The organism is Litorivivens lipolytica, from assembly GCF_014191715.1.
GTDB lineage: Bacteria > Pseudomonadota > Gammaproteobacteria > Pseudomonadales > Spongiibacteraceae > Litorivivens > Litorivivens lipolytica.
Genome location: NZ_JACHWY010000003.1, coordinates 210,177 through 235,136, shown reverse-complemented (window position 1 = coordinate 235,136; position 24,960 = coordinate 210,177). Strand labels below are relative to the sequence as shown.

General features: G+C 58.9%; 19 protein-coding genes. 13 read left to right on the top strand and 6 right to left on the bottom strand.

What is annotated here, in order from left to right:
• The first annotated feature begins 2 nt into the window (after nt 1-2).
• Genes FHR99_RS13265 through FHR99_RS13255 form a run of 3 tightly spaced genes read left to right on the top strand, consistent with a single transcriptional unit; the run spans nt 3 to nt 7,487 of the window.
• Nucleotides 3-6,035, top strand: a complete 6,033-nt coding sequence (locus FHR99_RS13265; protein ID WP_183411187.1) for a hybrid sensor histidine kinase/response regulator — start codon at nt 3-5, stop codon at nt 6,033-6,035.
• A gap of 34 nt (nt 6,036-6,069) precedes the next feature.
• Nucleotides 6,070-6,987 (top strand): chemotaxis protein CheB, encoded by a 918-nt coding sequence (locus tag FHR99_RS13260; protein ID WP_183411186.1) that lies wholly within the window; start codon nt 6,070-6,072, stop codon nt 6,985-6,987.
• A 14-nt stretch (nt 6,988-7,001) separates the two neighbouring features.
• Nucleotides 7,002-7,487, top strand: a complete 486-nt coding sequence (locus FHR99_RS13255; RefSeq protein WP_183411185.1) for a chemotaxis protein CheW — start codon at nt 7,002-7,004, stop codon at nt 7,485-7,487.
• Nucleotides 7,488-7,494: 7 nt separating this feature from the next.
• On the opposite strand, the gene FHR99_RS13250 is transcribed toward FHR99_RS13255, so the two are convergent.
• The 3 genes from FHR99_RS13250 to FHR99_RS13240 form a co-directional block, all read right to left on the bottom strand.
• Nucleotides 7,495-8,229: a 16S rRNA (uracil(1498)-N(3))-methyltransferase gene (locus FHR99_RS13250; RefSeq protein WP_183411184.1), complete on the bottom strand. Its 735-nt coding sequence runs from the start codon at nt 8,227-8,229 to the stop codon at nt 7,495-7,497.
• Nucleotides 8,230-8,239: 10 nt separating this feature from the next.
• Entirely contained in the window at nt 8,240-9,535 is a 1,296-nt protein-coding gene (gene argA / locus FHR99_RS13245) for an amino-acid N-acetyltransferase (RefSeq protein ID WP_183411183.1), read from the bottom strand.
• An 80-nt stretch (nt 9,536-9,615) separates the two neighbouring features.
• Entirely contained in the window at nt 9,616-11,724 is a 2,109-nt protein-coding gene (locus FHR99_RS13240) for a molybdopterin oxidoreductase family protein (protein WP_183411182.1), read from the bottom strand.
• 68 nt (nt 11,725-11,792) lie between these two features.
• Here FHR99_RS13240 and FHR99_RS13235 point away from each other — a divergent pair, with 68 nt between their 5' ends.
• Nucleotides 11,793-12,686: a hypothetical protein gene (locus tag FHR99_RS13235; protein ID WP_183411181.1), complete on the top strand. Its 894-nt coding sequence runs from the start codon at nt 11,793-11,795 to the stop codon at nt 12,684-12,686.
• A gap of 19 nt (nt 12,687-12,705) precedes the next feature.
• Here FHR99_RS13235 and FHR99_RS13230 read toward each other — a convergent pair whose 3' ends face one another.
• Together FHR99_RS13230 and FHR99_RS13225 are read right to left on the bottom strand one after the other, a co-directional pair.
• Nucleotides 12,706-13,008: a cell division protein ZapA gene (locus FHR99_RS13230; RefSeq protein WP_183411180.1), complete on the bottom strand. Its 303-nt coding sequence runs from the start codon at nt 13,006-13,008 to the stop codon at nt 12,706-12,708.
• A complete protein-coding gene (locus FHR99_RS13225; protein WP_183411179.1) occupies nt 13,005-13,214 on the bottom strand; it encodes a TIGR02449 family protein in 210 nt (69 codons plus the stop codon). The genes FHR99_RS13230 and FHR99_RS13225 overlap by 4 nt, the downstream gene beginning before the upstream one ends.
• Before the next feature lie 245 nt (nt 13,215-13,459).
• Here FHR99_RS13225 and FHR99_RS13220 point away from each other — a divergent pair, with 245 nt between their 5' ends.
• The 9 genes from FHR99_RS13220 to FHR99_RS16620 all read left to right on the top strand — a co-directional run bounded on the left by FHR99_RS13220 (nt 13,460) and on the right by FHR99_RS16620 (nt 24,233).
• On the top strand, nt 13,460-14,050 hold the full coding sequence (locus FHR99_RS13220; protein ID WP_183411178.1) for a UPF0149 family protein: 591 nt from the start codon (nt 13,460-13,462) through the stop codon (nt 14,048-14,050).
• Between the two features lie 91 nt (nt 14,051-14,141).
• Nucleotides 14,142-15,461 carry a Xaa-Pro aminopeptidase gene (gene pepP / locus FHR99_RS13215; protein WP_183411177.1) on the top strand — a complete coding sequence of 440 codons (1,320 nt, stop codon included), beginning with the start codon at nt 14,142-14,144 and terminating at the stop codon, nt 15,459-15,461.
• Entirely contained in the window at nt 15,462-16,745 is a 1,284-nt protein-coding gene (ubiH, locus tag FHR99_RS13210; RefSeq protein WP_343067583.1) for a 2-octaprenyl-6-methoxyphenyl hydroxylase, read from the top strand. It abuts the gene before it with no gap.
• Nucleotides 16,742-17,956 (top strand): UbiH/UbiF/VisC/COQ6 family ubiquinone biosynthesis hydroxylase, encoded by a 1,215-nt coding sequence (locus FHR99_RS13205; protein ID WP_183411176.1) that lies wholly within the window; start codon nt 16,742-16,744, stop codon nt 17,954-17,956. Before ubiH ends, FHR99_RS13205 begins: the two co-directional genes overlap by 4 nt.
• Nucleotides 17,957-18,162: 206 nt before the next feature.
• Complete coding sequence (locus FHR99_RS13200) at nt 18,163-19,194, top strand: extracellular solute-binding protein (protein ID WP_183411175.1); 1,032 nt, start codon at nt 18,163-18,165, stop codon at nt 19,192-19,194.
• Between the two features lie 39 nt (nt 19,195-19,233).
• Entirely contained in the window at nt 19,234-20,847 is a 1,614-nt protein-coding gene (locus FHR99_RS13195) for an ABC transporter permease (protein WP_425488637.1), read from the top strand.
• A gap of 77 nt (nt 20,848-20,924) precedes the next feature.
• The gene (gene gcvH / locus FHR99_RS13190) at nt 20,925-21,311 is read left to right on the top strand and encodes a glycine cleavage system protein GcvH (RefSeq protein WP_183411174.1); all 387 of its coding nucleotides are present in this window, start codon (nt 20,925-20,927) and stop codon (nt 21,309-21,311) included.
• A gap of 213 nt (nt 21,312-21,524) precedes the next feature.
• Nucleotides 21,525-22,646, top strand: a complete 1,122-nt coding sequence (locus FHR99_RS13185; protein ID WP_343067582.1) for a GGDEF domain-containing protein — start codon at nt 21,525-21,527, stop codon at nt 22,644-22,646.
• A gap of 462 nt (nt 22,647-23,108) precedes the next feature.
• On the top strand, nt 23,109-24,233 hold the full coding sequence (locus FHR99_RS16620) for a diguanylate cyclase domain-containing protein (protein ID WP_183411172.1): 1,125 nt from the start codon (nt 23,109-23,111) through the stop codon (nt 24,231-24,233).
• 3 nt (nt 24,234-24,236) lie between these two features.
• Here the strand turns inward: FHR99_RS16620 and FHR99_RS13175 are convergent, their stop codons facing one another.
• The gene (locus FHR99_RS13175; RefSeq protein ID WP_183411171.1) at nt 24,237-24,893 is read right to left on the bottom strand and encodes a histidinol-phosphatase; all 657 of its coding nucleotides are present in this window, start codon (nt 24,891-24,893) and stop codon (nt 24,237-24,239) included.
• Between the last annotated feature and the right edge of the window lie 67 nt (nt 24,894-24,960).

The window sequence follows — 24,960 nt, the reverse complement described above, 5'->3', positions numbered from 1 at the left end:
TAATGACTGAACGTCGCGATTACGTAGGCCTGGATTGGGTCGCCGGTGAAATTGCGGAGTCGCTTCAGGCGGCTCAAACGGCCCTGCAGGCCTATCTGGACGACCCCAACGACAGTACCCGCCTGCATTTCTGTCTGGCGCATATCCATCAGGTGCAGGGCAGCCTGCAGATGGTTGAATTCTTTGGCATCGCGTTGCTGGCCGATGAAATGGAGCGGCTGGTCAACGCGGTTCTGGACCGCGCGATTCCCGATTCACTGCTCAGTGACGCTCTGCTGGCACTGAAGCGCGCTCTGGGTGAGATGCCACGCTACCTTGAAAAAGTACGCGATGCCCATCGCGAATTTCCCGCCGAATTGATCCTGGCTCTTAACGAGCTGCGCGCGGTTCGCGGTCAGCCCCTGATGGCGATCAGCGGTATTTTTTCGCCGGACCTGGCCGGTGGCACCCAGCCAAAAGAATCGCCGCTGCAGCTTGGTGATGCAGAGTTTCTCGACGTGGCGAAAAAGTTGCGTCAGATGTATCAGGTGGCCCTGTTGGGCTACTACCGAGGCCACGAGCAGCGCAAGAACCTGAATTACATGGCCAAGGTCTGCGCTCGTGCAGCGAAAATCTGCCGGGGCTATCCGGTGCAGGATATGTGGGTGGTATGCATCGCCCTGCTCGAAGGCCTGCTGAACAATTCCATCTACAGCGGCTTTGCCGTGCGCTCGCTGCTGCGCAGGATTGACCGCGAGATTCGCCTGTTTGTTGAGGCTGGGCCGGCGGTGCTGGCGCGGCCGCTGCCGGAAGCGCTGCTGCGTGACATGCTGTTTTACGTGGCCAACAGCAAGGCCACTTCAAACTACATTCGCGATGTCAAAAAACGCTACAACACCAGCGCCAGTCTGCCGGCGCTGGACAGTGGCGACAATCGCGAAGCGCTGGCCGGCGTTCGCGCATCACTGGCGAAACAATTGAATCAGCTGGCGACCCAGCTGGCTGCGGGCGAGTTCGATACCGACAGCCGCCATCACTTTGATCAACTGAGCCAAAGCGTCGCCGTACTTGGCCTGACTCAGGACTACCAAACCCTGAGAGCCCTGCAGCAGCGGCTGCCGGAGGATCCCGGCGCCGACGATGGTCTGGCGGCGGAACTGAATCAGGTGGCGGCCGCGTTGCGCGAACTGCCGCCGGAGGCAGCCTCTGGTGGTCTGTTTAACGACAGCGAAGAGGCCCAGCAACAGCTGGATCGCGCTCATCTGGCGGTGGTGCGCGAGTCGCGCAACGGTCTGGAGTTGGCCAAGGAAGCGGTGGTTAATTTTGTCGCGAACCAGTGGCACACCGATTATCTCAAGGAGCTGCCGGATCTGATTGGCAGCATCAGTGGCAGTTTGCGAGTCGCACAACTGGAGCGGGCGGCGCATGTGCTCGATGCCTGTCGCCAGTTCGTCTGCGAACAGCTGTTGGACGACCCCCATACCCCGGACTGGCAGACCCTTGACGCACTGGCCGATGCACTGACGTCGGTAGATTATTATCTGGAGCGCTGCGCCAGTGACTTCAGTCACTCGGACCCGGAGGTGCTGAGCCTGGCCGAGCGCTGTGTCGGTCTGCTGGGATACCCGGTGGCCGGTACAGAAACTACGGTTGCGGAAGAGACTGTTCCAGAAGAAGTCGCGCCGGAAGCGGTTGAGACTGCCCCGGTGGAAGGTGTGCCCGCCGCACCGACAATTGCGGCCACTCCTGAACTATCGGTCGTCCCCGTTGTAGAACCTGAACCGGCCCAGGCAGAAGCTGACGACGACGCTGAAGACCTTCCCGAAGTCGACGATGAGCTGGTCGAAATTTTTGTCGAGGAAGCCGAAGAGGTACTCGATACCCTGCGCGAGTTCCGCCCGGTACTCGACGAGAAGCCGGGCGATGAGGAGGCCCGCGCTGAAGTGCGACGCGGCTTCCATACGCTCAAGGGCAGCGGTCGCATGGTGCAGGCGACCCGCATTGGTGAGCTGGCCTGGTCGGTTGAGAATATGCTCAACCGGGTTGTTGAAGGTCGCTTTGAGCTGGATGCCGCGCGGCTGAATCTGGTTGATCAGGTCATGGAGGAGTTGCCCTCCTTGATCGACGCCTTTAAGCGAGGTAAGGCCGGTGCGCCCGAACCGGCTGGCCAGTTGGCCGCTCAGGCCGAGGCGCTGGCCGTGGAGCAGTCGCCAGACCTGTCGGCATTTGCCAGCAGTAGTGATGCGCCGGAACCTGCGGCACCCGCAGAGCCGGATGATACCTTGGCCGACATTTTTGTCTCAGAAGCCCGTATCCATCTGCAGATGCTGGAGAACTTTCTGGCCCATGCTGAGGCACCCATCGATGTGCCAGATTCGGTGCAGCGCTCCCTGCATACGCTCAAGGGCGCGGCCAATATGGCCGAGATGCAACAGATCGCCAAGCTGATCTCACCGTTGGAGAGTTACATCAAGGAGATGCGAGCGCTGCGGCATCCGGCGGATGTCGACGCCTTGATGCTGCTGCGTGATGCCAGCGGCGCGGCGTCTGCGGCCATTGATCGAATTGAACTGGGGCAGGCCGAGCAGGTCTCCAATCTCGATGTGCTGCTGCAGCGAATAGAAAACCTGCACCGACGTTTGCTGCTCAATGCGCAGGACAGTGAAGTGAATGCGGCCGAGCAGCAGTTGGCGCCCGGTGAACTGGACGCCTTTCTGGTAGCTACCGGTGAAACGCTGGCGGCGGTTGAGCACACACTCGCCAACTACGCGGATGCGGCTAGCCTGCACCGACTTGCAGATACCTGTGGCCAGATTGCCCGGCGAGCGGAAAGTATCGCCAGTCTGGATGCCATTGCCGAGCTGGCGGATGCGCTGGCTGAGGTCATGCGCGAGGCCCGCAATCCAGTGCCGGAAGAAGCGGTGCAGCTTTGTCAAAATAGCGCTGAAGCCCTCGACGGCATGCTCAACCAGCTCGCTGCAGAGCAGAAACCGGTGGAAGACGCGGAACTGCTGGAACGCCTGCGCGCTTTTGACTACAGCACGGCACTGCCGGCCAATACGGAACAGCTCGAAGCCGATGACGATGAGTCCGGCGACGATGAGTCTAATGACGAAGAGCCGGGGGATGACGAGATTCCTTTGGTCGAAGACGCGATCGAGATTGGCCTGCCGGCTGAGCCAGAGCCAGAGCCAGAACCAGAACCAGAACCAGAACCAGAACCAGAACCAGAACCAGAACCAGAACCAGAACCAGAACCAGAACCAGAACCAGAACCAGAACCAGAGCCGGCCACCGTCGCGCCTGCGGAAATTGGAGACGCCGGCGCTGAGGAGATAACGCTGTCCTCGCCGCCTCTGGAAGAGGACGATGTTGACCCGGAAGTCGCGGCAATTTTTCTGGAAGAGGCTGACGAGTTGCTGGAAGGCGTTGATGAAGCCATCAATGCCTGGTCGGAAAGCGATGGCAGCCAGAGCGACCTGAATAACCTGCTGCGCCATCTGCACACCATCAAAGGTGGTGCGCGCATGGCGGGTCTCAGTTCACTGGGCTCCTATACCCACGAATTTGAAAGCTTCGTGGAGGCGGCGATTGCCAATGGCGATTCGCAAAGCGATCAGTTCCTGCCGCGCCTGCACGCCTTTCAAGACAGTCTTGTCTCTGGTTTAGCTGCAGTGCGTCGTGGCGAGGCCTTTAACGCGGTTGTGCCCAGTGCCGATTCGGGGCGTAAGAAAGACGCTGCGCCAGCGCCCTCAGGCAATCTGCAAGCCAGTCAGCCGGAAGCCGAAGTGGCGTCCATCTTCCTTGAAGAAGCCGAGGATCTGATTGAGGCGATTGATGACGCCATTCAGTACTGGACGGGCGATCGCGGCAATACTGAACATCTTGAGTTGCTGCAGCGCCACCTGCATACCTTCAAGGGTGGTGCCCGCCGAGCGGGGATGGCCGGGCTCGGTGATATCTCCCACGAGTTCGAATCCTATGTTGCCCAGACGACCGCGCGCGACGATGGTTTTCTGGCACAAATGCTGTCCTATCAGGATCGTATCAATGAAGGCCTGGATGCGGTGCGCAAAGGTAACCGCAATTGGGTTAGCGAACCGCTGCTGCCGTCACTGCCGACCGACGACAATGAGCCTCCGACTGAGCTGATCGACGCGGAAGAGGCGATGCCCTTGCGCTCGGGGGATCGGGCACCGGCGACGATGGAGTCGCAGATGCCGCAGGAGATGATCAAAGTCTCCGCCCAGCTCATGGAAAACCTGGTTAACCTGGCGGGTGAGACCTCGATCTCCCGCGGCCGGGCCGAGGAGCAGGTCGCCGAACTGGCCGGCTCGCTCGATGAAATGGCGATGACCGTTGAACGTCTGCAGGAGCAGGTCCGACGTCTCGACATTGAAACCGAAGCCCAGATTCTGTTCCGTCAGGAGCAGGTGGAAAGTGAGGGCCAAGATGGTTTCGATCCGCTCGAATTTGACCGCTATTCCCAGTTGCAGCAGCTATCGCGCTCGCTGATGGAATCATCCTCGGACCTGTTGGATATTCGCAATACGCTCGGTGAACGCACCCGGGATATGGAGACCCTGCTGTTGCAGCAGGGCCGTATCAACACCGAGCTGCAGGAAGGTCTCATGCGCTCGCGCATGGTGCACTTTACCCGCATGATTCCGCGGCTGCGCAGGATTGTACGGCAGGTCAGTCTGGAAGTTGGCAAGCGGGTTGAGTTCAAGGTGTTCAACGCCGAAGGCGAGCTCGACCGGCAGGTGCTCGAGCGCATCATTCCGCCGCTGGAACACATGCTGCGCAACGCGGTCGACCACGGTATTGAAACCACTGAAGCGCGCCGCGCTGCGGGCAAATCGCCGGTGGGGAATATCCATATGCGTTTCGGCCGCGAAGGCGGCGATGTGCTGATCGAGCTCCGCGACGACGGCGGCGGCATCAACTTTGGTGCGGTGCGCGCCAAGGCCGTCAAGTTGGGCTTGATCGGCGAGAACGATTCGGTCACCGAGGAGCAGTTAAGCGACTTCCTGTTTGAAGCCGGCTTCTCTACCGCCTCGGAAGTCACCCAGATTTCCGGCCGCGGTGTTGGCATGGATGTGGTGTACAGCGAAATCAAACAGCTGGGCGGCAGTATTGCGGTTGATTCCAAGCGCGGCCAGGGCACCCGTTTTACTATCCGTCTGCCGTTCACCGTGTCGGTTAACCGCGCTCTCATGGTTAATATCGGTGGCGATATTTTTGCGATCCCGATTAACACCGTGGAAGGCGTGGTGCGGGTCAGCCCCTACGAACTGGAAGTTTATTATCAGGACGACGCGCCGCCCTTTGAATACGCCAACCAGAATTACATGCTGCGCTATCTGGGCGGGCTGCTGCGCACTCAGGCCGTGCCGCATCTCGAAGGTCAGACCGAACCGCGACCGGTGTTGTTGGCGCGCGGTACCGACCGGCCGATTGCCGTTCAGGTAGACAGTATTCTCGGTTCCCGCGAAATTGTGGTGAAGGCGCTCGGACCCCAGTTCAGTCACGTACACGGTCTGTCCGGTGCCACGGTGCTCGGTGACGGTAGCGTGGTCGTGATCGTCGATATCCCGGCGCTGGTGCGGGCAGAAGTTCAGCGCGGTCGCGACGGTCTGCTGGAAAACAAACCGCAGCAGGTAGAGCAGAACAATCCGCTGGTGATGGTGGTGGATGATTCGGTCACGGTGCGCAAGGTCACCTCGCGACTGCTTGAGCGTCAGGGCTTCGACGTGCTGCTGGCAAAAGACGGGGTCGATGCGGTGACTCAGCTGCAGACCATCGAGGAACTGCCAGATGTGATATTGCTGGATATCGAAATGCCGCGCATGGACGGTTTCGAGGTGGCGAGCCGGGTACGCCATACCAGCCGTTTGCAGGATATTCCGATCATCATGATCACCTCGCGTACTGGTGATAAACACCGGGAGCGTGCGCACCACCTGGGCGTTAATAAATACCTCGGCAAGCCCTATCAGGAAATTACTCTGCTGCAGGTGATCTCCGAGGTAATGGGAGAGACGGCCACACCTTGAGTTATCGAGGCGGGCAAGGGGCAAGGTTTAGCCAATGACGCATTTGGCGCTGGTCGTCGACGACGTCAGGCAGCGGCACTGGTTAGAGAATCAGCTGGTCAAGGCGTCGCATTACGTGCTGCTCAGTTGCTCTGCCGACGAGCTTGAAGCTGTCCACGGTGGGCTGGAGGAAGAGCCGCAAATTTGGCTGGTGTTGCTCTCAGCTAAACGCATTGAGCGCGCCTTGGGTTATATCAGTGCGGTTTCCAGTGCGCCGACCCTGGTATTGGATGACTGGCCAGGCGAGCGCGATCACTTGGTGCGCTGGTACACCCAGCTCCTAGGCAAGCTCGACGCGGCGCTGTTGCCACGATCTGCGCCGAGTGAAGTCGCGGAACTGGAGCAGGTCTGGCTGCTGGGCGCATCGCTGGGTGGGCCGGAAGCGGTCACCGAGTTTCTTGCGGCCGTGCCAGTATCGCTGCCCGTGGGGTTTGTTTACGTGCAGCACATCGAGGAGGCCTTCGATAAGGCCCTGTCGACTCAGCTGCAGCGCAAGACGCCCCACAACATTGCGATGTTTACTGGCGAGGCGCGACTGCGGGCTGGGCAGGTGCTGATCATAGCGCCGGAAACCAAGCCGCGTTTTCTGCCCTTTGGGCGAGTCATCGCCTCCTCGAAGGGGTGGCGTAGCGGTTATCGGCCCTGCATCGACGAGGTAGCTGAAGGGTTGGTGGCGCAGTATCGGAATCGCCTAGGCCTGCTGATTTTTACCGGCACCTGCAACGATGGCGAGCAGGCGGCACTGCGGGTGCGTCAGGCGGGCGGTCAGGTGTGGACACAAGCCATAGAGACCTGCGTTAGCGATACCATGCCGGAGGCGGTGAATCGTACCGGCGTGGTCAGTGTGAGTGGTACGCCGGCACAGCTGGCGGCAACACTGAGCAGTCGCTTGCGCGGCAAGGCGAAAAAATAGAGAAGGCGTTCATCATGGAACAGGATATCAAGCAACTGCAGTTCACCGATACCGTGCCGGTACTGATGCTGCCCATCCAGCGTAAAAACCTGTTACTGCCCAACGTGAATGTGGCGGAGTTTGTGCCGGCCTCCGTGATCGAGCCCCTCGATTCTGCGCCGCCCTGGCTGCTGGGGATGATGGAGTGGCGCGGCCAGCGCGTTCCGCTGATTTCTTTTGAGCAGCTCAATGGGGACGCTATTGATCCCACATCTCGGGGCAGTGGTCAGGTGGCGATTCTCAATGGCATCAGTGACCGGGAAGAATTGAAATTCTACGGGATTCGCTGCTTCGGTATTCCCCGTCAGGCCCGTATCGTCAAAGAAGATTTGAAACCCGACAACGAAGCCCAGCCGGGTCGGGTAGAACTTTCACAGGTTGAATTGGCGGGTGACCCGGCGGTGATCCCGGATCTGGAAATTATCGAAGCCCAGATTGCGCGCGTTCTGATGGGGCAGTGAGTCAGCTTCAGCCCTGATCGAAATCACCCCAGCAAAATTGCAGAATACTGATTGCCGCCAGCGGTGCGGTTTCGGTTCTGAGAATGCGGGGGCCCAGCTGCAGCGCTTCAAAGCCTGCGTTGAGCGCCAGCTTCACCTCATCGTCCTCCAGGCCGCCCTCGGGGCCCACCAGCAAGGCGGCACTACTCGCCGATTGCGATGGTCTTAGCCCGCCTTCATGAGCGGGCGATAACACCCATTTCTGATCGGCTTCCACTTCCCCCAGCCAGTCCTGCAGGGTCTGTGGCTCCGCTAGCTGTGGCAGACGATTGCGACCGCATTGTTCGCAGGCACTGATGATCACCTGCTGCCAATGACGCTGTTTTTTCTCGGCCCGCTCGCGGTTCAGTTTTACATCGACCCGTTGAGTCTGCAGCGGGGTAATTGCGGTAACCCCCAGCTCGGTGGCTTTCTGCAAAACCCAGTCGAAGCGGTCGCCCTTGGACAAGGCAATGCCCAAATGAATCGGAAACGGGGATTCCAGAGCGCGCTGATCGCAGTCTTCCACGGTGACCTGCGCTTTTTTCTTGTCGGCGTGTGAAATGCGCGCCGGGTAGCTGCAGCCGTCGCCGTTAAAAAGCACCAGCACATCACCACGGTTCAGGCGCAATACCTGACAGAGGTGGCGCGAGGCGCTGTCGTCGAGCTGCAGCTCTGCGCCCTTGCTCAATGGCTGGTCTGTGTAGATTCTCGGGATACGCATCGCGGGCCGCTCAGAGTGTTTTGGCAAACACCTTGGAATTGCGCTGGAAGTTATAGAGCTGCTGTTTGCCCGGCGGCAGCGCATCGACGCTGCTCGGCACAAACCCCTGCTCCTGAAACCAGTGAGCGGTGCGAGTGGTCAGCACAAACACCGAACTCAGCCCCATTTGCCGGGCCTGCTTTTCCAGCGAACGCAGCAGCCGCTCACCGCGATCCGAGCGGCGATAGTCCGGGTGGGTGGCCACGCAGGCGATTTCGCCACTGCCTTGTTCCGGGTAGGGATACAGGGCCGCGCAGGCGATAACCACACCATCGCGTTTGATCACTCGGAAGCAGTGAATTTCGGTTTCCAGCACTTCGCGCGAGCGCTTCACGAGAATGCCGTCTTGCTCCAGCGGGGCGATGATTTCGAGAATGCCGCCGACGTCGTCGATGGTCGCGGTGGCCAGTTCTTCGTAGTCATCGGTGGAAACCAGCGTGCCGGCACCGTCGCGGGTATAGAGTTCTTCCAGCAGCGCGCCGTCCTCGGAATATCCGATCAGGTGACAGCGCGGAACGCCTCGCTCGGCCGCGCGGACGATGGTATGCAGACCGTAGGGGTTATCGATGCGGCTCAGCAGACTCCTGGCCTCACTCAATTCGCATTCTCGAATCAACTCGCCGTCATCGATGGCGCCGGCCATTTCGTCAAACACGATCAATTTGTCGGCGCGAATGGCAGCGGCGGTTTCCACCACCACATCCTCGAGGGTGACGTTGAAAATCTCGCCGGTGGGGGAGTAGCCCAGCGGCGAAATGAGCACGACGTTGTCCTGCGCTAGCTGCCGGTGAATGGCTTCTGCGTCTACTCGTCTCACCTGACCGGTATGTTCCAGATCGACGCCATCGATCACGCCGATAGGCCGGGCGGTCACGTAATTGCCGGAAACCACGCGGATGGCGGCACCGTGCATGGGAGAGTTGGCTACGCCCATCGACAGCAAGGCCTCGATATGGGCGCGCACGGAACCCGCCGCGTCGCAGACACAGGCCAGGGTGCCGGCATCGGTAATCCTTAAGTCCTGATGAAAGCGGCTTTCAATGCCCTGTTGTTGCACCCGCGCTTCGATCTGGGGGCGGGCGCCGTGAATCAGCACCAGATTAACGCCGAGGCTATTGAGCAGGGCGATGTCGTGGATGATATTGTCAAAATTGGGATGAGCGATGGCCTCGCCGCTGATCATCAGCACGAAGGTTTTGCCGCGGTGCGCGTTGATGTACGGCGCGGAATTGCGGAACCACTTGATGTAGGGGGTATCGTCGGCCATGGGTATCCCTTGTTTCCGAGCTATTTTGCGCACAGTAACAAGGGGATACAAGCGCTTTTTAAGTGAGTCCCTTGGTCAGCTCAGCTGGCCGCGCTGAGCTGAACCGGCAGCGCATTCAGTGCTGCATTGCCTGACAGGGCATCGATGGCTTGTTCATCGGTTAGATCATTGACGCTCACGCCGGCGTGTTCTTTGGCCACCGATAGCTGTACGCCTTCGCGCTGATGGCCCCAACCGTGGGGTACGCTGACCACGCCGGGCATGATTTCGTCGGTTACCTCGGCCGGCACTACCAGTGAGCCGACCCGCGAGGTAATGCGCACATTTTGCCCCTCGTTAACGCCCATCCGCGCCGCATCGCGAGGATGAATCTGGGCGGTGCAGCGGGGTTTTCCTTTGACCAGTCGCTGGCTGTTGTGCAGCCAGGAATTGTTGCTGCGCACATGGCGGCGGCCGATCAGCAGAACCTGTTCGTGGCGCTCCGTATCGGCCAGCAGAGTCTTGAGGCGTTCAAGATCCGACAGGAAAAACTCGGTGTTCAGGTGAATCCGCTTGTCTTTGTGGTGCAGGCCTTCGGGTAGCTGTGGCTGCAGCGGACCGAGGTCGATACCGTGGGGCTGGGCCCGGAGTTTTTTCAGGCTGAGTTTGTAGGGGCCGCGTTTGAGCAGGGCGTCCAGTGTTCGCTTCGGCGTCAAAATGCGGCGGCCCAAGTGGCTGAACTTCTGCTTCAGGCCGCGGGCCGGTGATAGCCTTTCTGCCAATGCCAGGAAAATCTCCCAGTCGTGCTTGGCGTCCTTGGGTTTTTCAAACAGGGCGTCGGCGTAGCGACTGCTATTGCGCACTGCCAGCAGGTGGAAGATGACATCGTAGTGCTCGCGCTCCAGCGGGCTCACGGGCGGCAGAATAATATCTGCGTGACGGCTGGTCTCGTTCAGATAGAAGTCGATGCAGACCATAAAGTCGAGCTGCTCGAGGGCTTTGTCTAGCTGGCGCCCGTTGGGTGTCGACAGCACCGGGTTGCCGGCGACGGTCAGCAGGGCGCGGATTTGTCCTTCACCGGGCGTGAGAATTTCTTCGGCCAGTGTCGCCACCGGGTATTCACCGGAAAAGGCGGGCAATTGGCGCACCCGACTGCGGCTGCGGTCAAAATTGCCGGGGCCGGTAACCGAGAGGGTGTCGATGGCGGGACGGGTAAACATCAGGCCGCCCGGTTCATCCAGTCTGCCGCAGAGTAGATTGAACAGCATGATCAGGTATTGGCTAAGTGTGCCAAAGGGGTGCACCGAGACGCCCATGCGACCGTAGGCAACGGCGTTTTTGGCGCTGGTGAATTCACTCACCAGACGGCGAATTTCCAGCGCGCTGATGCCGGTGGCTTCGGCGACGGCTTCGGGGCTGAAGGGGCTAAACTGCGCCTCGAGGCCTTCGAGTTCGTCGGTATGGTCGTGCAGTCGATGTGTGGCCACCTTGCCGGAAGCGTAGAGGTCGTGAATCATGGCTGAAAGGAGCAGGGCGTCGCTGCCGGGGCGGACAAACAGATGCTCGCTGGCGACTTCGGCGGTCTCACTGCGGCGCGGATCAATCACCACAATCTTGCCGCCCCGCTGGTTAATGGCCTTAAGCCGATGGCGCACATCGGGCACGGTCATGATGCTGCCGTTGGAGGCCATGGGGTTGGCGCCGAATACCAGAAAGTAGTCGCAGTGATCGATATCCGGCACCGGAATCTTAAGCTGGTGGCCGAACAGTTTGTGGGCAATCAGGTGGTGGGGCAGTTGATCTACCGACGTCGCCGAAAACCGGTTGCGGGTATTCAGGGCATGCAGCAAGTGGCGGCTGAACAGCATGGAACCGGTGTTGTGTACGTTGGGATTGCCGAGGTAGACGCCGACGCTGTCCTTGCCGTGGGCTTGCTGGATGGCGCCGAGCTTTTCGGCGACCTCATCGAGTGCCTGATCCCAGCTAATGCTCTGCCATTGGCCGTCGACTTTTTTCAGGGGTTGGCGCAGGCGGTCCGGGTCTTCGTGAATATCCTTGAGAGCTACGGCCTTGGGGCAGACATGGCCGCGGCTAAAGGGGTCCTGCTTGTCGCCCTTGATGCTGAGGATCTGACTGCCATCGTGCTCAATCTCGAGACCGCATATCGCTTCACACAGATTGCAGGTTCGGTGATGTATAGTGGTGGCCATCGAATGTGTTCCCTGATTATTTTCGGACTCAGTCTGCCTGATCCCTCGTCGACCCGCAAACATTGAGCATGCCTGACACCAGCCCACCCCGCCTGACCCGTGACGAATGGGAATCTCGCCTTAATGCCATGCTGGATGCGCATTTCTCGGCGGCGAGGGAACGTGTGCCGGACGTCTGCGCGCGCCACTTTCATTCTCTGGGCGGAGTAGCCAAGCGTCACTGGCAGCATCGACGGGATATTCCCCGCGATCTCGCAACCATTCCGCGGTTCACCTGGCGCGCGCTGCGCCGTCTGGGTGGGCGCAAGGTGGCGACTGAGCCGCGCTACAGTGCCAAGGAGCTGGCATTGGCCGGGGTGATTGCGGGAGAGCTTTTGCATCTGGCCTCTCTTGAGGAATCCCTGCTGAAGCATCTGGGGCAGCACCCGGAGCTGGACCCCTCCAAGCAGCGCGAAGTGGAGGCCTTGCTCGCACGCTATTCCCCTGCCGAACTGGAGCGGCGAGTGCGCGCGGCGGTAGCGCGCCTGGCGGTAGATCACGAGGGCAGTCGGGATATCATTCTGTTTATCACGCTAGGGGTGGCCGGGCGTCTGCTCAGCGACAAGATCGCCTTTGGCAGTGCCGGCATTCTCGGGGCAACGGCGGCGAGCTCGCTCTACTTGTCCCAGCAATCCTATTTTTCCGCGCTGTGGGCCAAGTGGTTTGGTTTGCCCGGCTGGGTTTCGGTGACCGGTGGCGCGGTGGGTTTTATGGCGCTGATTCTACTGACGCCTGTGGTGGCGCCGCTGGTGGAATGCGGTATTAATCGCTTTCGGGCCGAGCGCACCTTGCTGCGACTGATTGATGAAGTGCAGCGCCAGTTGCAGTCACCCGGCAGCGACGGCTATACCCTCGCCGCCTATGCGGGCACTTACGTGCAGCTATTGCCGGATTTGCTGAATATTCTGCGCAGCCTGCGTTGAGCTACCCAGGGGTAGCGACTCAGTTGATTTCGAGCTGGCGCAGTTTGTGAAGGGCGTCTTCGAGTTTCTCGTTCACGCGTTTAATGCTGTCTTGCTCGGCCTTGCTCGGCTCGTTGCTGCCATTGAGCAGTTCGTAGGTGGTGTTCAGGGCCACCATAATGGCTATGCGCTCAAGGCCGATGACCTTGCCGCTGGAGCGAATTTCACGCATTTGCTTGTCGAGACGGGCTGCGGCCTGATGCAGGCCCGGCTCCTGGTCGGGCGGGCAGGCCACCTGAAATTCCTTGTCCATAATGCGGACCACAACGGTATTCTGGCTCATGATTCCTGCTCCAGGGCGCGCAGGCGTTGAATCATGGATTCCACCTTATTGCGGGCGATATTGGTTTTTTCCAGCAGGGTCTCGCGCTCGCGCTGCCAGGCTTCGGTGTTGGTCTTAAGCATCTGGTTTTCGCGGTTTAATTGCTCGCAGAGCTGAATCAGCTCGTCGATTTTCCGTTCAACCGACTTGATCGATAGGTCTGGCATGAGCTTCCCCTGCGAGTGTTTCGTGGGTGTTTGTAATGATTGCGCTAGTCTAGAGCTGCTCGCAGGGGGGGTCAATTGCCCAAATAGTGCAGTATTTCAAATGCCTGCCATTATCACTTGAGAAAGCTCTGAAATGGGTGGCTAAAAGTCGCGAAATGCCTAAGTGATCGATTTTGGCCAAGGGGGCGGGTACTATGCGCAGCTGATTTTTATAAGGCTTGCTTTAACAGGAGACTTGCAGGGCAATGGCAACCGCACTACCCGATCACGACGATATCGCCGATTTGTTTGTTCGCCTCGGCGCGCTCTACCCCCCTGCCGAGTTGCATGGTTTTTTTGTGGGGCAGGTGGTTGTCGGTGAGCGCATCGATGAGAAACAATTGCGTGAGCAGGCGGCGCAGCTGTTGGATGTCGACAGTTTTGGCGACGCGGATTGGCCTCACCTGCTGCGCCTTTATCAGGTTGCGGTTGAGCAGCTAGGCGGCGATATCGGTGCCATGACTCTCTTTTTACCCGGCGACGATGTCGATCTCGATCAGCGAGTCAGTGCAGTGGGCAGTTGGTGTCAGGGTTTTCTTACGGGGTTTGCCATGGCCGGTAAACAGCGTGAAAAAAACGAAGGTGCGCAGCAGTACAGCACCACGGTCTCGGAGGTGTTGACCGATATTGCGGCCATCTCCCAGGCCGGACTTGATACCGAGCAGAGCGAAGAAGCCGAGCGGCAGTTTTCCGAACTGGTGAGCTATCTGGAAATGGCCGTGGTTTCGGTCTTTGTTGAGTGTTGTAGTCAGGCACGTCGGGCGGGCGAGCATCCGGCGCCGAAACAGGTGCACTGAGCGGCATCGTCCACACTACAGAGCGGTGTTGTTGCCACTTTTTTGCTAACCTGCTGAGCGGTAGCAGTCGTCGTTCAGTATGAGAGACCCCATGAAGGTGACCAAGCAGGAATACGCCCGTCGTCGCAGCAACCTGATGGCGGTGATGGAACCCAACAGTATTGCCATTATTCCGGGCGCGGTGGAAAAAGTGCGCAGCCGCGATACGGAATACCCCTTTCGTCAGGACAGTGATTTTTATTATCTGAGCGGCTTTGTCGAGCCGGACGCGGTCATGGTCTTGCTGCCGGGTCGCGAGCACGGTGAGTTTGTGATGTTCTGTCGCGACCGCGACCCCACCATGGAGTTGTGGACCGGGTACCGGCAGGGGCCGGAAGGTGTATGCGCAAATTTCGGTGCCGATGATGCCTTTCCCATCGGTGATATCGACGAGATTCTGCCCGGACTTATCGAAGGTCGGGAACGTGTTTACTACGCCATGGGGCGACACGCCGACTTTGATGCCCACCTGATGCAGTGGGTTAATGCCATCCGCGCCAAGGCGCGCACCGGCGCCCATCCCCCCGGCGAATTTATCGACCTCGATCATTTCCTTCACGACATGCGGCTATACAAAAGTGCGGCGGAACAGCGCGTGATGAAACGCGCCGGCGATATCAGTGCCAGCGCCCACCTGCGTGCGATGCAGGCGTGCAAGCCCGGGATGTTCGAGTACCAGCTGGAGGCGGAAATTCTGCATGAATTTGCCACCCACGGGGCGCGCTTCCCCGCCTATAACACCATCGTGGGAGCGGGCGCCAACGGTTGTATTCTTCACTATGTTGAAAACGCCAGCCAGATTCGAGATGGCGATCTGATACTGATCGACGCCGGCTGCGAACTCGAAGGTTACGCGGCCGATATCACGCGCACCTTTCCCGCCAACGGCCGTTTTAGCAAAGAGCAGAAAGTGCTGTATAACGTTGTGCTTAAAGCGCAGCTGGCCGCCATTGCGGCGGTAAAACCCGATAATCACTGGAATCAGCCTCACGACGAAACCGTGCGCGTGATTACCGAAGGGCTGGTCGAGCTGGGATTGCTCAAGGGCAGTGTCGACAAGCTCATTGAAAGTGAAGCCTATCGCGATTTTTACATGCACCGGGCCGGGCATTGGCTAGGGCTGGATGTGCACGATGTAGGTGATTACAAGGTGGGTGACGAGTGGCGCCTGCTGGAGCCGGGTATGGCCTTGACCGTGGAACCCGGTATCTATGTGTCGCCCAATAACGAGAACGTTGAAGCGCGCTGGCGCGGTATCGGTATTCGCATTGAAGACGATGTGGTTGTCACCAAAGACGGCTGCGATGTGTTGACCAGTGATGTTCCCAAAACGGTCGAAGAGATTGAAGCGCTGATGGCGGAGGCTAGCTGAGTGAGTCTCGAACTTCAGCGTGACTATGATGTGGTTATTGCCGGCGGCGGCATGGTCGGTGCCAGTTTGGCTCTGGCCCTCAGTCGCTATGCTGAGGGTCGCCTGTCGGTGCTGCTGGTGGAGAGTTTTCCTTTTCCCAAGGCGGGCAGTGCACCGGTGTATCGGCCGAGTTTTGATGCCCGCTCCACGGCGCTGTCCTATGGTAGCCAGCAGATTCTGCAGAGCATTGACGTCTGGGAAAATCTCACGGAACACCTGACCGCCATCGATCGGATTCACGTCTCCGATCGCGGCCATATCGGCAGCAGCTTGCTGAAAGCCAGCGAGCAGGGTTGGCCCGCACTGGGCTATGTGGTTGAAAACGCCTGGTTGGGCAGCGTGCTGTTAAATGCCCTGCGAGACGCGCCGGGACTGACCTGCCTGTCGCCGGCCACGGTCGGTCGCGTTGAGCAGTCTGAGGACTTGGCGGCCCTGAGCTTGCAGCCGAAAGAGGGCGAGGCGATGTCGATTCGCTGTCGCCTGCTGGCGGTGGCCGATGGCGCCCAGTCCGGTTTGCGCAGTGCGCTTGGCATTGCCAGCCATACGGTCGACTACGGCCAGTCAGCGTTGATAGCCAACGTCACTTTCGAAAACCCGCATGAAGGCATTGCCTACGAGCGCTTTACCGACGAAGGGCCGCTCGCACTGTTGCCGCTGGCCGATAGTGAAGAGGGGCAGGCGCGTGCGGCGCTGGTGTGGACGCTGTCGCCGGAGGATGCGGATGACTTGCTGGCGGCTTCGGAAACAGATTTTTTGCGTCGCCTGCAGGAGCGCTTCGGTTACCGCCAGGGTCGCCTGTTGCGCTGCGGCGAGCGCGCCGTGTTCCCGCTGCAGTTGGTTGAGGCTGAAGAGCAGGTGAGGCCCAATGTGGTGGTGGTGGGTAACGCCGCTCACGCTTTGCATCCGGTGGCCGGGCAGGGCTTCAACCTTGCGCTGCGCGACGTGGCGCGGCTAGCGGAGCATCTGGCCGGCCAGACTGCAGAGACTTTGGGCAGTCTGGGGCAACTTCGCGCCTACCTGGAACAGCAGCGGCAAGATCAGCAATCCACCGTTCAGTTTTCGCATCAGCTGCCGAAACTCTTTGCCCAGAAAAATCCTGCGTTCAGCTTGGGGCGCAATCTCGGCCTGCTGGCACTGGATGTACTGCCGGGCCTGAAGCGTCGCTTTGTCGAACAGGCGGCGGGGCTGGCGCCGGGCAATGCCCGTGGCCAGGCGGGAGATAGATCACGAGGCACTTCGCTATGAGTCGCAACCGGCACTACGATATTGTGATTGTGGGCGGCGGTTTGGCCGGGCTGGGCATGGCGGCAGGGCTTGTCGATCTGCCTTTGCGGGTAGCGCTGGTAGAAGCAGGCAGTGTCACGGCGGAGTGGCCCGAACTGGGGGATGGCGTTCACGACTACGATCCGCGGGTCAGTGCGATTACGGCGGCCAGTCAGCGGTGGCTTGAACAGGTGGGGGCCTGGCCGGCGATTGCCAGTTCGCGCATCTGTCACTACACCGATATGCAGGTGTGGGACGCCGAAGGTACCGGTGAAGTGCATTTCGAGGCCGGCGAGGTCAATGTCGATAACCTTGGTCATATCGTCGAAAATCGCATTTTGCTGGCCGCACTGGCCGATCAGGTGCACAACGCGACCAATGTCCGCGTGTTTGAAAACAGCCCGGTTGGGAGCCTGAGTTACGCGGGTGCCGTGGCAACCCTTGTATTGGAAAACGGTGATCGCCTCGAGGCGGATCTGCTGGTGGCCGCCGACGGCGCCAATTCTCGGGTCCGTCAGTGGGCGGACTTTGCGACTCGCGAATGGAGTTACAAGCAGCAGGCTTTGGTGACCACGGTGAAAATGTCGGCCAGCCATGAGTACACCGCGTGGCAGCGTTTTTTGCCGACCGGGCCGCTGGCCTTTCTGCCGCTGGCCGCCGGTGATGCGCCCGATCGTTACTGCTCCATTGTCTGGTCTGCCGATACCGATTACGCGGCGCAGTTGCAGGCGCTGGATGATGACGCGTTCAAGATCACGTTGGCAGAGGCCTTCGAAGGGCGACTGGGAGCGGTGGAGGACGTCAGTCGTCGTTTCAGTTTTCCGCTGCGCCAGCGCCACGCAATTAATTACGTCAAACCCGGCGTTGCACTGGTGGGCGATGCAGCTCACAGCATTCACCCGCTGGCCGGGCAGGGAATCAATCTCGGTTTTAAAGATGTGGCAGCACTGCAGGACGAAATCCGTCGCGCGCTGTCGCGAGAAGAGGCCATTGGCTCGCTGACGGTATTGCAGCGCTATCAGCGCCGTCGCAAGGGCGACAATCTGGCGGCGATGGCGGCGATGGATGGCTTTAAGCGCTTGTTTGGCGAGACCGCTTTGCCCGTGCGCTGGCTGCGTAATACCGGTATGAAGCTGGTCAATCAGGCGGCACCACTTAAGCGTCAGCTGATTCGCAAGGCCATGGGCTTCTAAGGTGGCCTGCGTTGTCGTGAGGAGCGCAGCGCCGATCTTTTAACTTCACCGCCATTTCAGAAAGGTTGCTTCGCGGTGCTTAGCATGCCCCACGAAGTGCTTTGGGTACGCAATGACGGTAGTTTTGAGTAAGCCGGGCATTGTTATCTGAAATGATAATAATTATCATTCGACACTTTCTTTCTTACTATTCTTATTTCGAGGAGATGTTCATGCGTTCCGTGCTGGTGATTGGCTTGGCGCTGTTGCTCGCCGCCTGTGGCGAGGGCCCTGAAAGCCAGAAGGCTGACGAAGGGCTGGTAGTGTATACCGCGCGAAAGGAGCATCTGATCAAGCCTCTGTTTGATCGCTTCACCGCGCAGACGGGTATCCCTATACGCTATGTCACCGACGCCGCTGGCCCCCTGTTGGCGCGCCTGCAGGCCGAAGGCGAGCGCAGCCGCGCCGATCTGCTGATTACGGTTGATGCGGGCAATCTCTGGCAGGCCGCTGAGGCGGGCGTGCTGCAGCCCATTGAATCCGACGTTCTGGCCAGCAATATTCCCTCTGCCCTGCGCGATGAAGGCAATCGCTGGTTCGGTTTGAGTATTCGGGCGCGCACCATCATTTACTCCACCGAGCGGGTTAAGCCCTCTGAGCTGAGCACCTACGAGGCGCTGGCTGATGAGCAGTGGACTGGTCGGCTCTGTTTGCGCACGGCGAAGAAGGTCTATAACCAGTCACTGGTTGCCACCATGATTGCTGCCCGCGGCGAAGCCGAGACCGAAGAAATCGTAAGTGGCTGGGTCAAGAACCTGGCGGTACCGCCTTTCTCCAATGACAACAAGGTGGTTGAAGCCATTGCCGCTGGCCAGTGCGACGTGGGCATTGTGAATACCTATTATTTGGCGCGTATGGTCGCCGATGACCCAAGCCTTCCGGTCACCATGTTCTGGCCCAACCAGCAGGGTGAGGGCGCTGATGGTCGCGGGGTGCATCTGAATATCTCCGGGGCCGGTATCACTCGCGCCAGCCAGCACGTGGCCGAGGCCCAACAGTTGATCGAATGGCTGTCCGGTACTGATGCTCAGTTGCAGCTAGCCCTGCTGAATCAGGAATATCCGGTCAACCCGCAGGTCAGCCTGCCCGAGCCACTTACCCGCTGGGGTGAATTTGAGGGTGACGATATTCCGGTTGCCGAAGCGGGCCGCCTGCAAGGTGAGGCCATACGCGTGATGGATCGCGCCGGTTATCGCTAAGCCGGTTGATCTCCCGTGAATGAGGCGCCGGCGGCCCGCCTGATCAGCGCAGGTCAGAAAAGCCTGCGACCCCTATCGCGCATCGCTGCCTCGGTTGCGGTGCTGGCGGTATTGGCGCCTATTCTGGTGGTGATTTTCAGCTGGGGATCGGATCAAACCGAAATCTGGCAGCACCTGATCGCCACCCAGCTCTCCTCCCTGCTGCGCAACACGCTGGTGTTGCTGATGGGTGTCGGCCTGTGTGTGTCGGTGCTCGGTATCAGTCTGGCGTGGCTGGTGGTGATGTGCGATTTTCCCGGGCGCGCCAAGTTTGAATGGCTGCTGATGTTGCCGATGGCGGTGCCCGCGTACGTCCTCGCGTTTGTGGTGCTGGGGCTGTTTGATTTCAGTGGCCCGCTGCAGAGCTTTCTGTCGCGGGAGTTGGGCCTGCCACTGATCGACGTGCGCCATGAGGCGGTGGTGGTATTGGTGTTGTCACTGGTGCTCTACCCCTACGTGTACATGCTGGCGCGCAGTGCCTTTCTCTCCCAGAGCAGTGACACCATTGAGGCTGCACGCAGCCTGGGCAGCGGTGCCTGGGGCGCCTTTTTTCGGGTCGCTCTGCCGATGGCCCGACCGGCCATAATCGCCGGCGTCTCACTGGCACTGATGGAAACACTCGCCGATTTCGGTACGGTCGCGGTGTTCAACTATGACACCTTTACCACCGCCATTTACAAAGCCTGGTTTGGCTTTTTCAGCCTGCAGGCAGCGGCCCAATTGGCCTCCCTGTTGCTGTTATTTGTTGCGCTGACCCTGTTTGCCGAAAAGCGCCTGCGCGGTCGCCGCCGCTATGTGCAGGGCTCGCAGTTGCACCATCACTTTCGCCACCCTCTGACCGGGCTTCGGGCCTGGGCGGTTACCGCTTACTGTTTACTGGTGTTGAGTGTGGCCTTCTTCCTGCCGGTGTTGCAGATGCTGATCTGGGCCTTTGAGGTCGGCGCGGCGCAATTGGATGCACGCTTTGGCGCCTTGCTGTGGCATTCCCTTTCACTGGCCCTGCAGGCCTCGGTGCTGACCGTCGCCATTGCCACCCTGTTGGCCTTCAGTCGCTGGCGGGCGGGCCCCCGGCAGCGGGCTTTTTTTGACCTTGCGCAATTGGGTTACGCCCTGCCGGGGTCGGTGTTGGCGGTGGGCGTGGTGATTTCCTTTTCCCGCATTGAGCAGCAGTTGTTGTTTCCCTTGCAGGCGTGGCTGGGCATGGAGGCGCGCTCGGTGCTGGTGGGCACCGTGCTGGCTTTGCTCGCGGCTTACTGGATTCGATTTCTGGCGGTGGCGAGCGGGCCGATCGATGCCAGCCTGCTGCGTATTCGCCCGTCCATTCCCGATGCGGCGCGCACCCTCGGTGCACGGCCGTTGGAAGTGCTGTGGCGGATTTATTTGCCGATGTTGAGGCCGGGGCTACTGACCGCCGCCATTCTGGTCTTTGTCGATGTCATCAAGGAAATGCCGGCGACCTTGCTGTTGCGCCCTTACGGTTGGGACACGCTGGCGGTTCGAATTTATGAAATGACCTCGGAAGGGGAATGGCAGCGGGCAGCGCTGCCGGCGCTGACCATTGTGCTGCTGGGGCTGGTTCCCGTGATCATCAGCATCAAGCGCACCCTGAAATAGCCGCTATCAGCTTAGATTGTTTTTATTTGAAACAAGCGGCGTTAGAATGCGCCTTTTGCCAGCAGCGGGAAAATCTCATGAGCAATTCGCCCAGCGAACTGAAATACGCCAGCAGCCACGAATGGGCGCGTCTGGAAGCCGACGGAACCATCACGGTAGGTATAACCGACCATGCGCAGGACGCATTGGGTGACGTGGTTTTTGTGGAACTGCCGGAAATCGGCAACACCTATTCCGCCGGCGAAGAAATTGGCGTAGTGGAATCGGTGAAGGCCGCTTCTGACATCTACTCACCGGTGAGTGGCGAAGTCATTGCCATTAACGAGTCGCTGGAAGAGTCGCCGGAAGTCATCAACGAATCGCCTTACGACGACGGCTGGTTCTTCAAGCTGCAGCCCAGTGAACCGGGTGAGCTGGAAAACCTGCTGGACGCGGAAGCCTACGACGCCGAGTGCGAAGACTGATCGTTCTTCGTGTTTGAGAGAAGCCGGCCACGAGCCGGCTTTTTTTTGTGTCTGTCTTATAACTATTTGATTATAAAAAGATAATAATTTCATTCTGTTGCAGTCATTTTGAATTACCTCAGATAGCTAAAAATGCCTGCGGGATGTACTTAGTCCCTTCTGCACGTAATTCGGCTATAAACAAGTCTTAAATAGAGCCGCCTGAGGCTTGTTATGCAGCAAGAGAGAATTCTCGATCCAAAAGCGATGATAGCGACTGCGAGAGCGGAATCGCTGGATAAGGTATTGGCGTGTCTGGCTGTTGTTGGTTTGTTTGGTGCGCCATTGTCAGCTATGCGCGCTACCGTTACGGGTTGGCAAGCGATGTACAGCTACCACCTTTTGATGGGCTTTGCCGTGGTGATGCTGTGGCTGTTTCGCGCGCGGTTTTCACAAAAAGCTCGGTTTTGGATGGTGATCGCCTTGATGTGGCTGATCGGCACCTTGGGTGTGGTCTCTCTTGGCATGATGGGCGCTGGCACGTGGTGGCTGGCGTCGAGCGCGCTGGTGGGCGGAATGAGCATGTCCTTGCGCGTGGGGATGGGTTTGGGCTGCGCGGCGATTGTATTCCTGTTGTGTGTGGCGGCGGCGTTCTCCCAGGGGCTTCTAACGGTTTCTCTGGAGCTCGACACATACATGGCCGCCTACTCTACGTGGGCAACTTATATATTGGTGGCAGCTTGGCTACCCATGGTGATTTTTAGCGCCTTTGTGAAGCACGCCGATATCGTAACTCAACTGGCAGAAGAGACTGCTCGCGCCCAGCTTGCGCTGCAGGAGGTTGCCAATACCGATATGCTGACCGGCGCCGTCCGCCCCCATGTGCTGGAACAGCAATTGCGCGCCGCCTTATCCACGCGTGATGAGAATAAAAAATCGATCGGGGTGATCTTTATTGATTTGGATCAGTTTAAACCGATCAACGATACCTACGGTCATGCAGCGGGGGATGCCGTCCTCAAGGCTGTTGTTGAACGATCTCGCACGGTGTTGCGCTCTGGCGATGTGATCGCTCGTGCGGGAGGTGACGAGTTTGTGGTGGTGATACCTGGGGTGAGCTTGGATTCAGAAGCGGAGCTTGTGGCGCGCAAGCTGCGCAAGGCTATTACTCGGCCATTTACTTTCGATGGTCACGAGCTTGAAATCCGTCTCAGTATGGGCGTTGTCATCGGTGCGAAGGAAAAAGTTGACTGTGCAGGTTTGATGAAAATCGCCGACGAGCTGATGTATAAGGCTAAACGCAGCGGCACAAATAATCTGGTTTGCCAGAAACTGGATAGGACATTCGCCGCATAACAGGAATCTACAAGGATGGGGGCTCAGTCCCGCAGCAATATCACCTTATCTTCCTGAAAAAAAGGTGTGCCCACAGGTTTCCCGGTATAGCGGCCATCGATCACTTCTGCTTCCGAGCTGATAATGTCCGGTATTCCCAAGCTTTCGGCTATCGACGCCGAGTACGAAGGCTGAGTACAGGTGTGAAGGTTTTCAGAAAGCCGGCTGCGAGCCGGCTTTTTTGTGCGCGGGTTGGGCCCGCGAGAGGCTCGCGTAATTACCCGTATTTCGTGAGGGGCGATTAAATTTCCGCGGGATGTTTGTAACCATTAGAAAAATAAGCATTATTTTAGTTGTCTTGCGCTTGGCGCGGTGCCGTATGGCTCGCTGCTTTTCCCCAACATGCGTAAAAATACGTAAGTAATTTTTGTGTGTCTTGCGCTAAAACGTGATCTAGTTCACGTTCAATGTGGGGATTGAGCTGTGCCAGACGATGAGTTTCTAGATCCTTCAGCCTTTATAGCTCGGGCGCGCGAAGAGGCGCTGGACCGAGTGCTGGCGGGGATGGCCATTGTAGGGGCGGTCGGTGCGCCGCTCTCCGTGATGAGATCGTCTGTGACCGGGTGGATGCCTGTCTATGGCTTTCACCTATTAGTTGGTTTGACCGCTGTGGGCCTCTGGCTCTTCCGCAAACAACTCCCGGTTAAAGTTCGCTGTGGCGCTTTGATTGCCATGATGTGGTCAGTTGGTCTGCTGGGTGTGTTTACATTGGGGATGCTCGGCGCCGGTACCTGGTGGCTGGCGGCCAGCGCCCTGATCGCCGGCATGGCGATTTCATTGCGGCTGGGGACGATTCTGGGGGCTTGCGCGCTGGTGCTGCTGGTTCTGGTCGCAGGAGGGTTTACCAGCGGTCTGCTCACGCTCGGCATCAACCTCGACGCTTTTATGTCCACCTACAGCACGTGGGCGACTTATATCCTAGTGGCGGCCTGGCTGCCGATGGTTATTTTTAGTGCTTTCCTTAAGCACTCTGAGTTGATTGCGCTGCTCGCAGAAGACACCGCCAAGGCCCAGCAGAAACTGCGTGAGTTTGCCAACGTGGATACGCTGACCGGAGCGGTTCGCCCGCATGTGCTTGAAGAAAAGCTGCAAGGCGCCATTGAGCAAAGCGAGCGGGAGAGCTCCTGTGTCGGCGTGGTGTTTATTGATCTGGACCGCTTTAAACCGATCAACGATACCTACGGCCATGCGGCCGGCGACTTGATCCTGAAAACGGTTGTGGAGCGAGCCGGCAAACTGCTGCGCTCCGGCGATACAATCTCCCGCATCGGCGGTGATGAGTTTGTGGTTGCCCTGCCTGGTATTCAGTCGGAAGCCGAGGCCGAGCAGGTGGCTGAAAAACTGCACAAGGCCCTTGTGCAGCCAGTGGAGTTCGAGGGGCAGTCTATCGACGTTGGGCTCAGTATGGGGGTGGCCGTGGCAACCCACGGCTGCGCTAGCGGGCCGCAGCTGGTTAAAGCTGCAGATGAGCTTATGTACGAAGCTAAGCGCAGCGGCAGAAATTGCTTTTTCAGTCGCAAGCTGTCGGCGGATGTCTGTGCGGCCTGATAATTAATCTCTAAGCGATATCACTGGCCAACCCTGGCGCAGTGCTTCCTTCAGCAGTTTTTCGTCCGGGTCCACCACCACCGGGTTTTCCACCAGTCGCAGTAGCGGCAGATCGTTGTGTGAGTCTGAGTAGAAGGTGCTACCGGCAAGTTTGTAGCCTTTTTCTTGAATTCGCTGCTTCAGCAAAATCACCTTACCTTCCTGAAAACACGGTGTGCCGGCAGGTTTTCCGGTATAGCGGCCATCGATCACTTCTGCTTCCGAGCCGATAATGTCGGGTATTCCCAAGCTTTCGGCTATCGGTCGCGTGATAAAGGTGTTGGTCGCGGTCATGATCATGCAGTGATCGCCCGCGGCCTTGTGTTTGGCGATCAAGGCGTCTGCCTTCGGCAGGCGCATGGGGGCAATATAGTGGGTCATGAAATCGCGGTGCAGCTCGGTCAGCTCTTCCGGGCTGAATCGCGTCAATGGCTGCAGGGCGAATTCGAGATAGGCCTGAATATCGAGATTGCCATCCTTGTACTGCTGGTAAAAACGATCGTTGGCTTCGCGGAAGGCGTTTCCGTCCACCAGTTTGCGATCAACCAGAAACTCGCCCCACGCATGGTCGCTGTCGCCACCGAGCAGGGTGTTGTCGAGATCAAAAATTGCCAAAGCCACGCTGTGTCTGCCACTGTGTTTACAAGGAGGCGCTAGCATAGCGATTGCGGGCGCGCATTTCACGGGG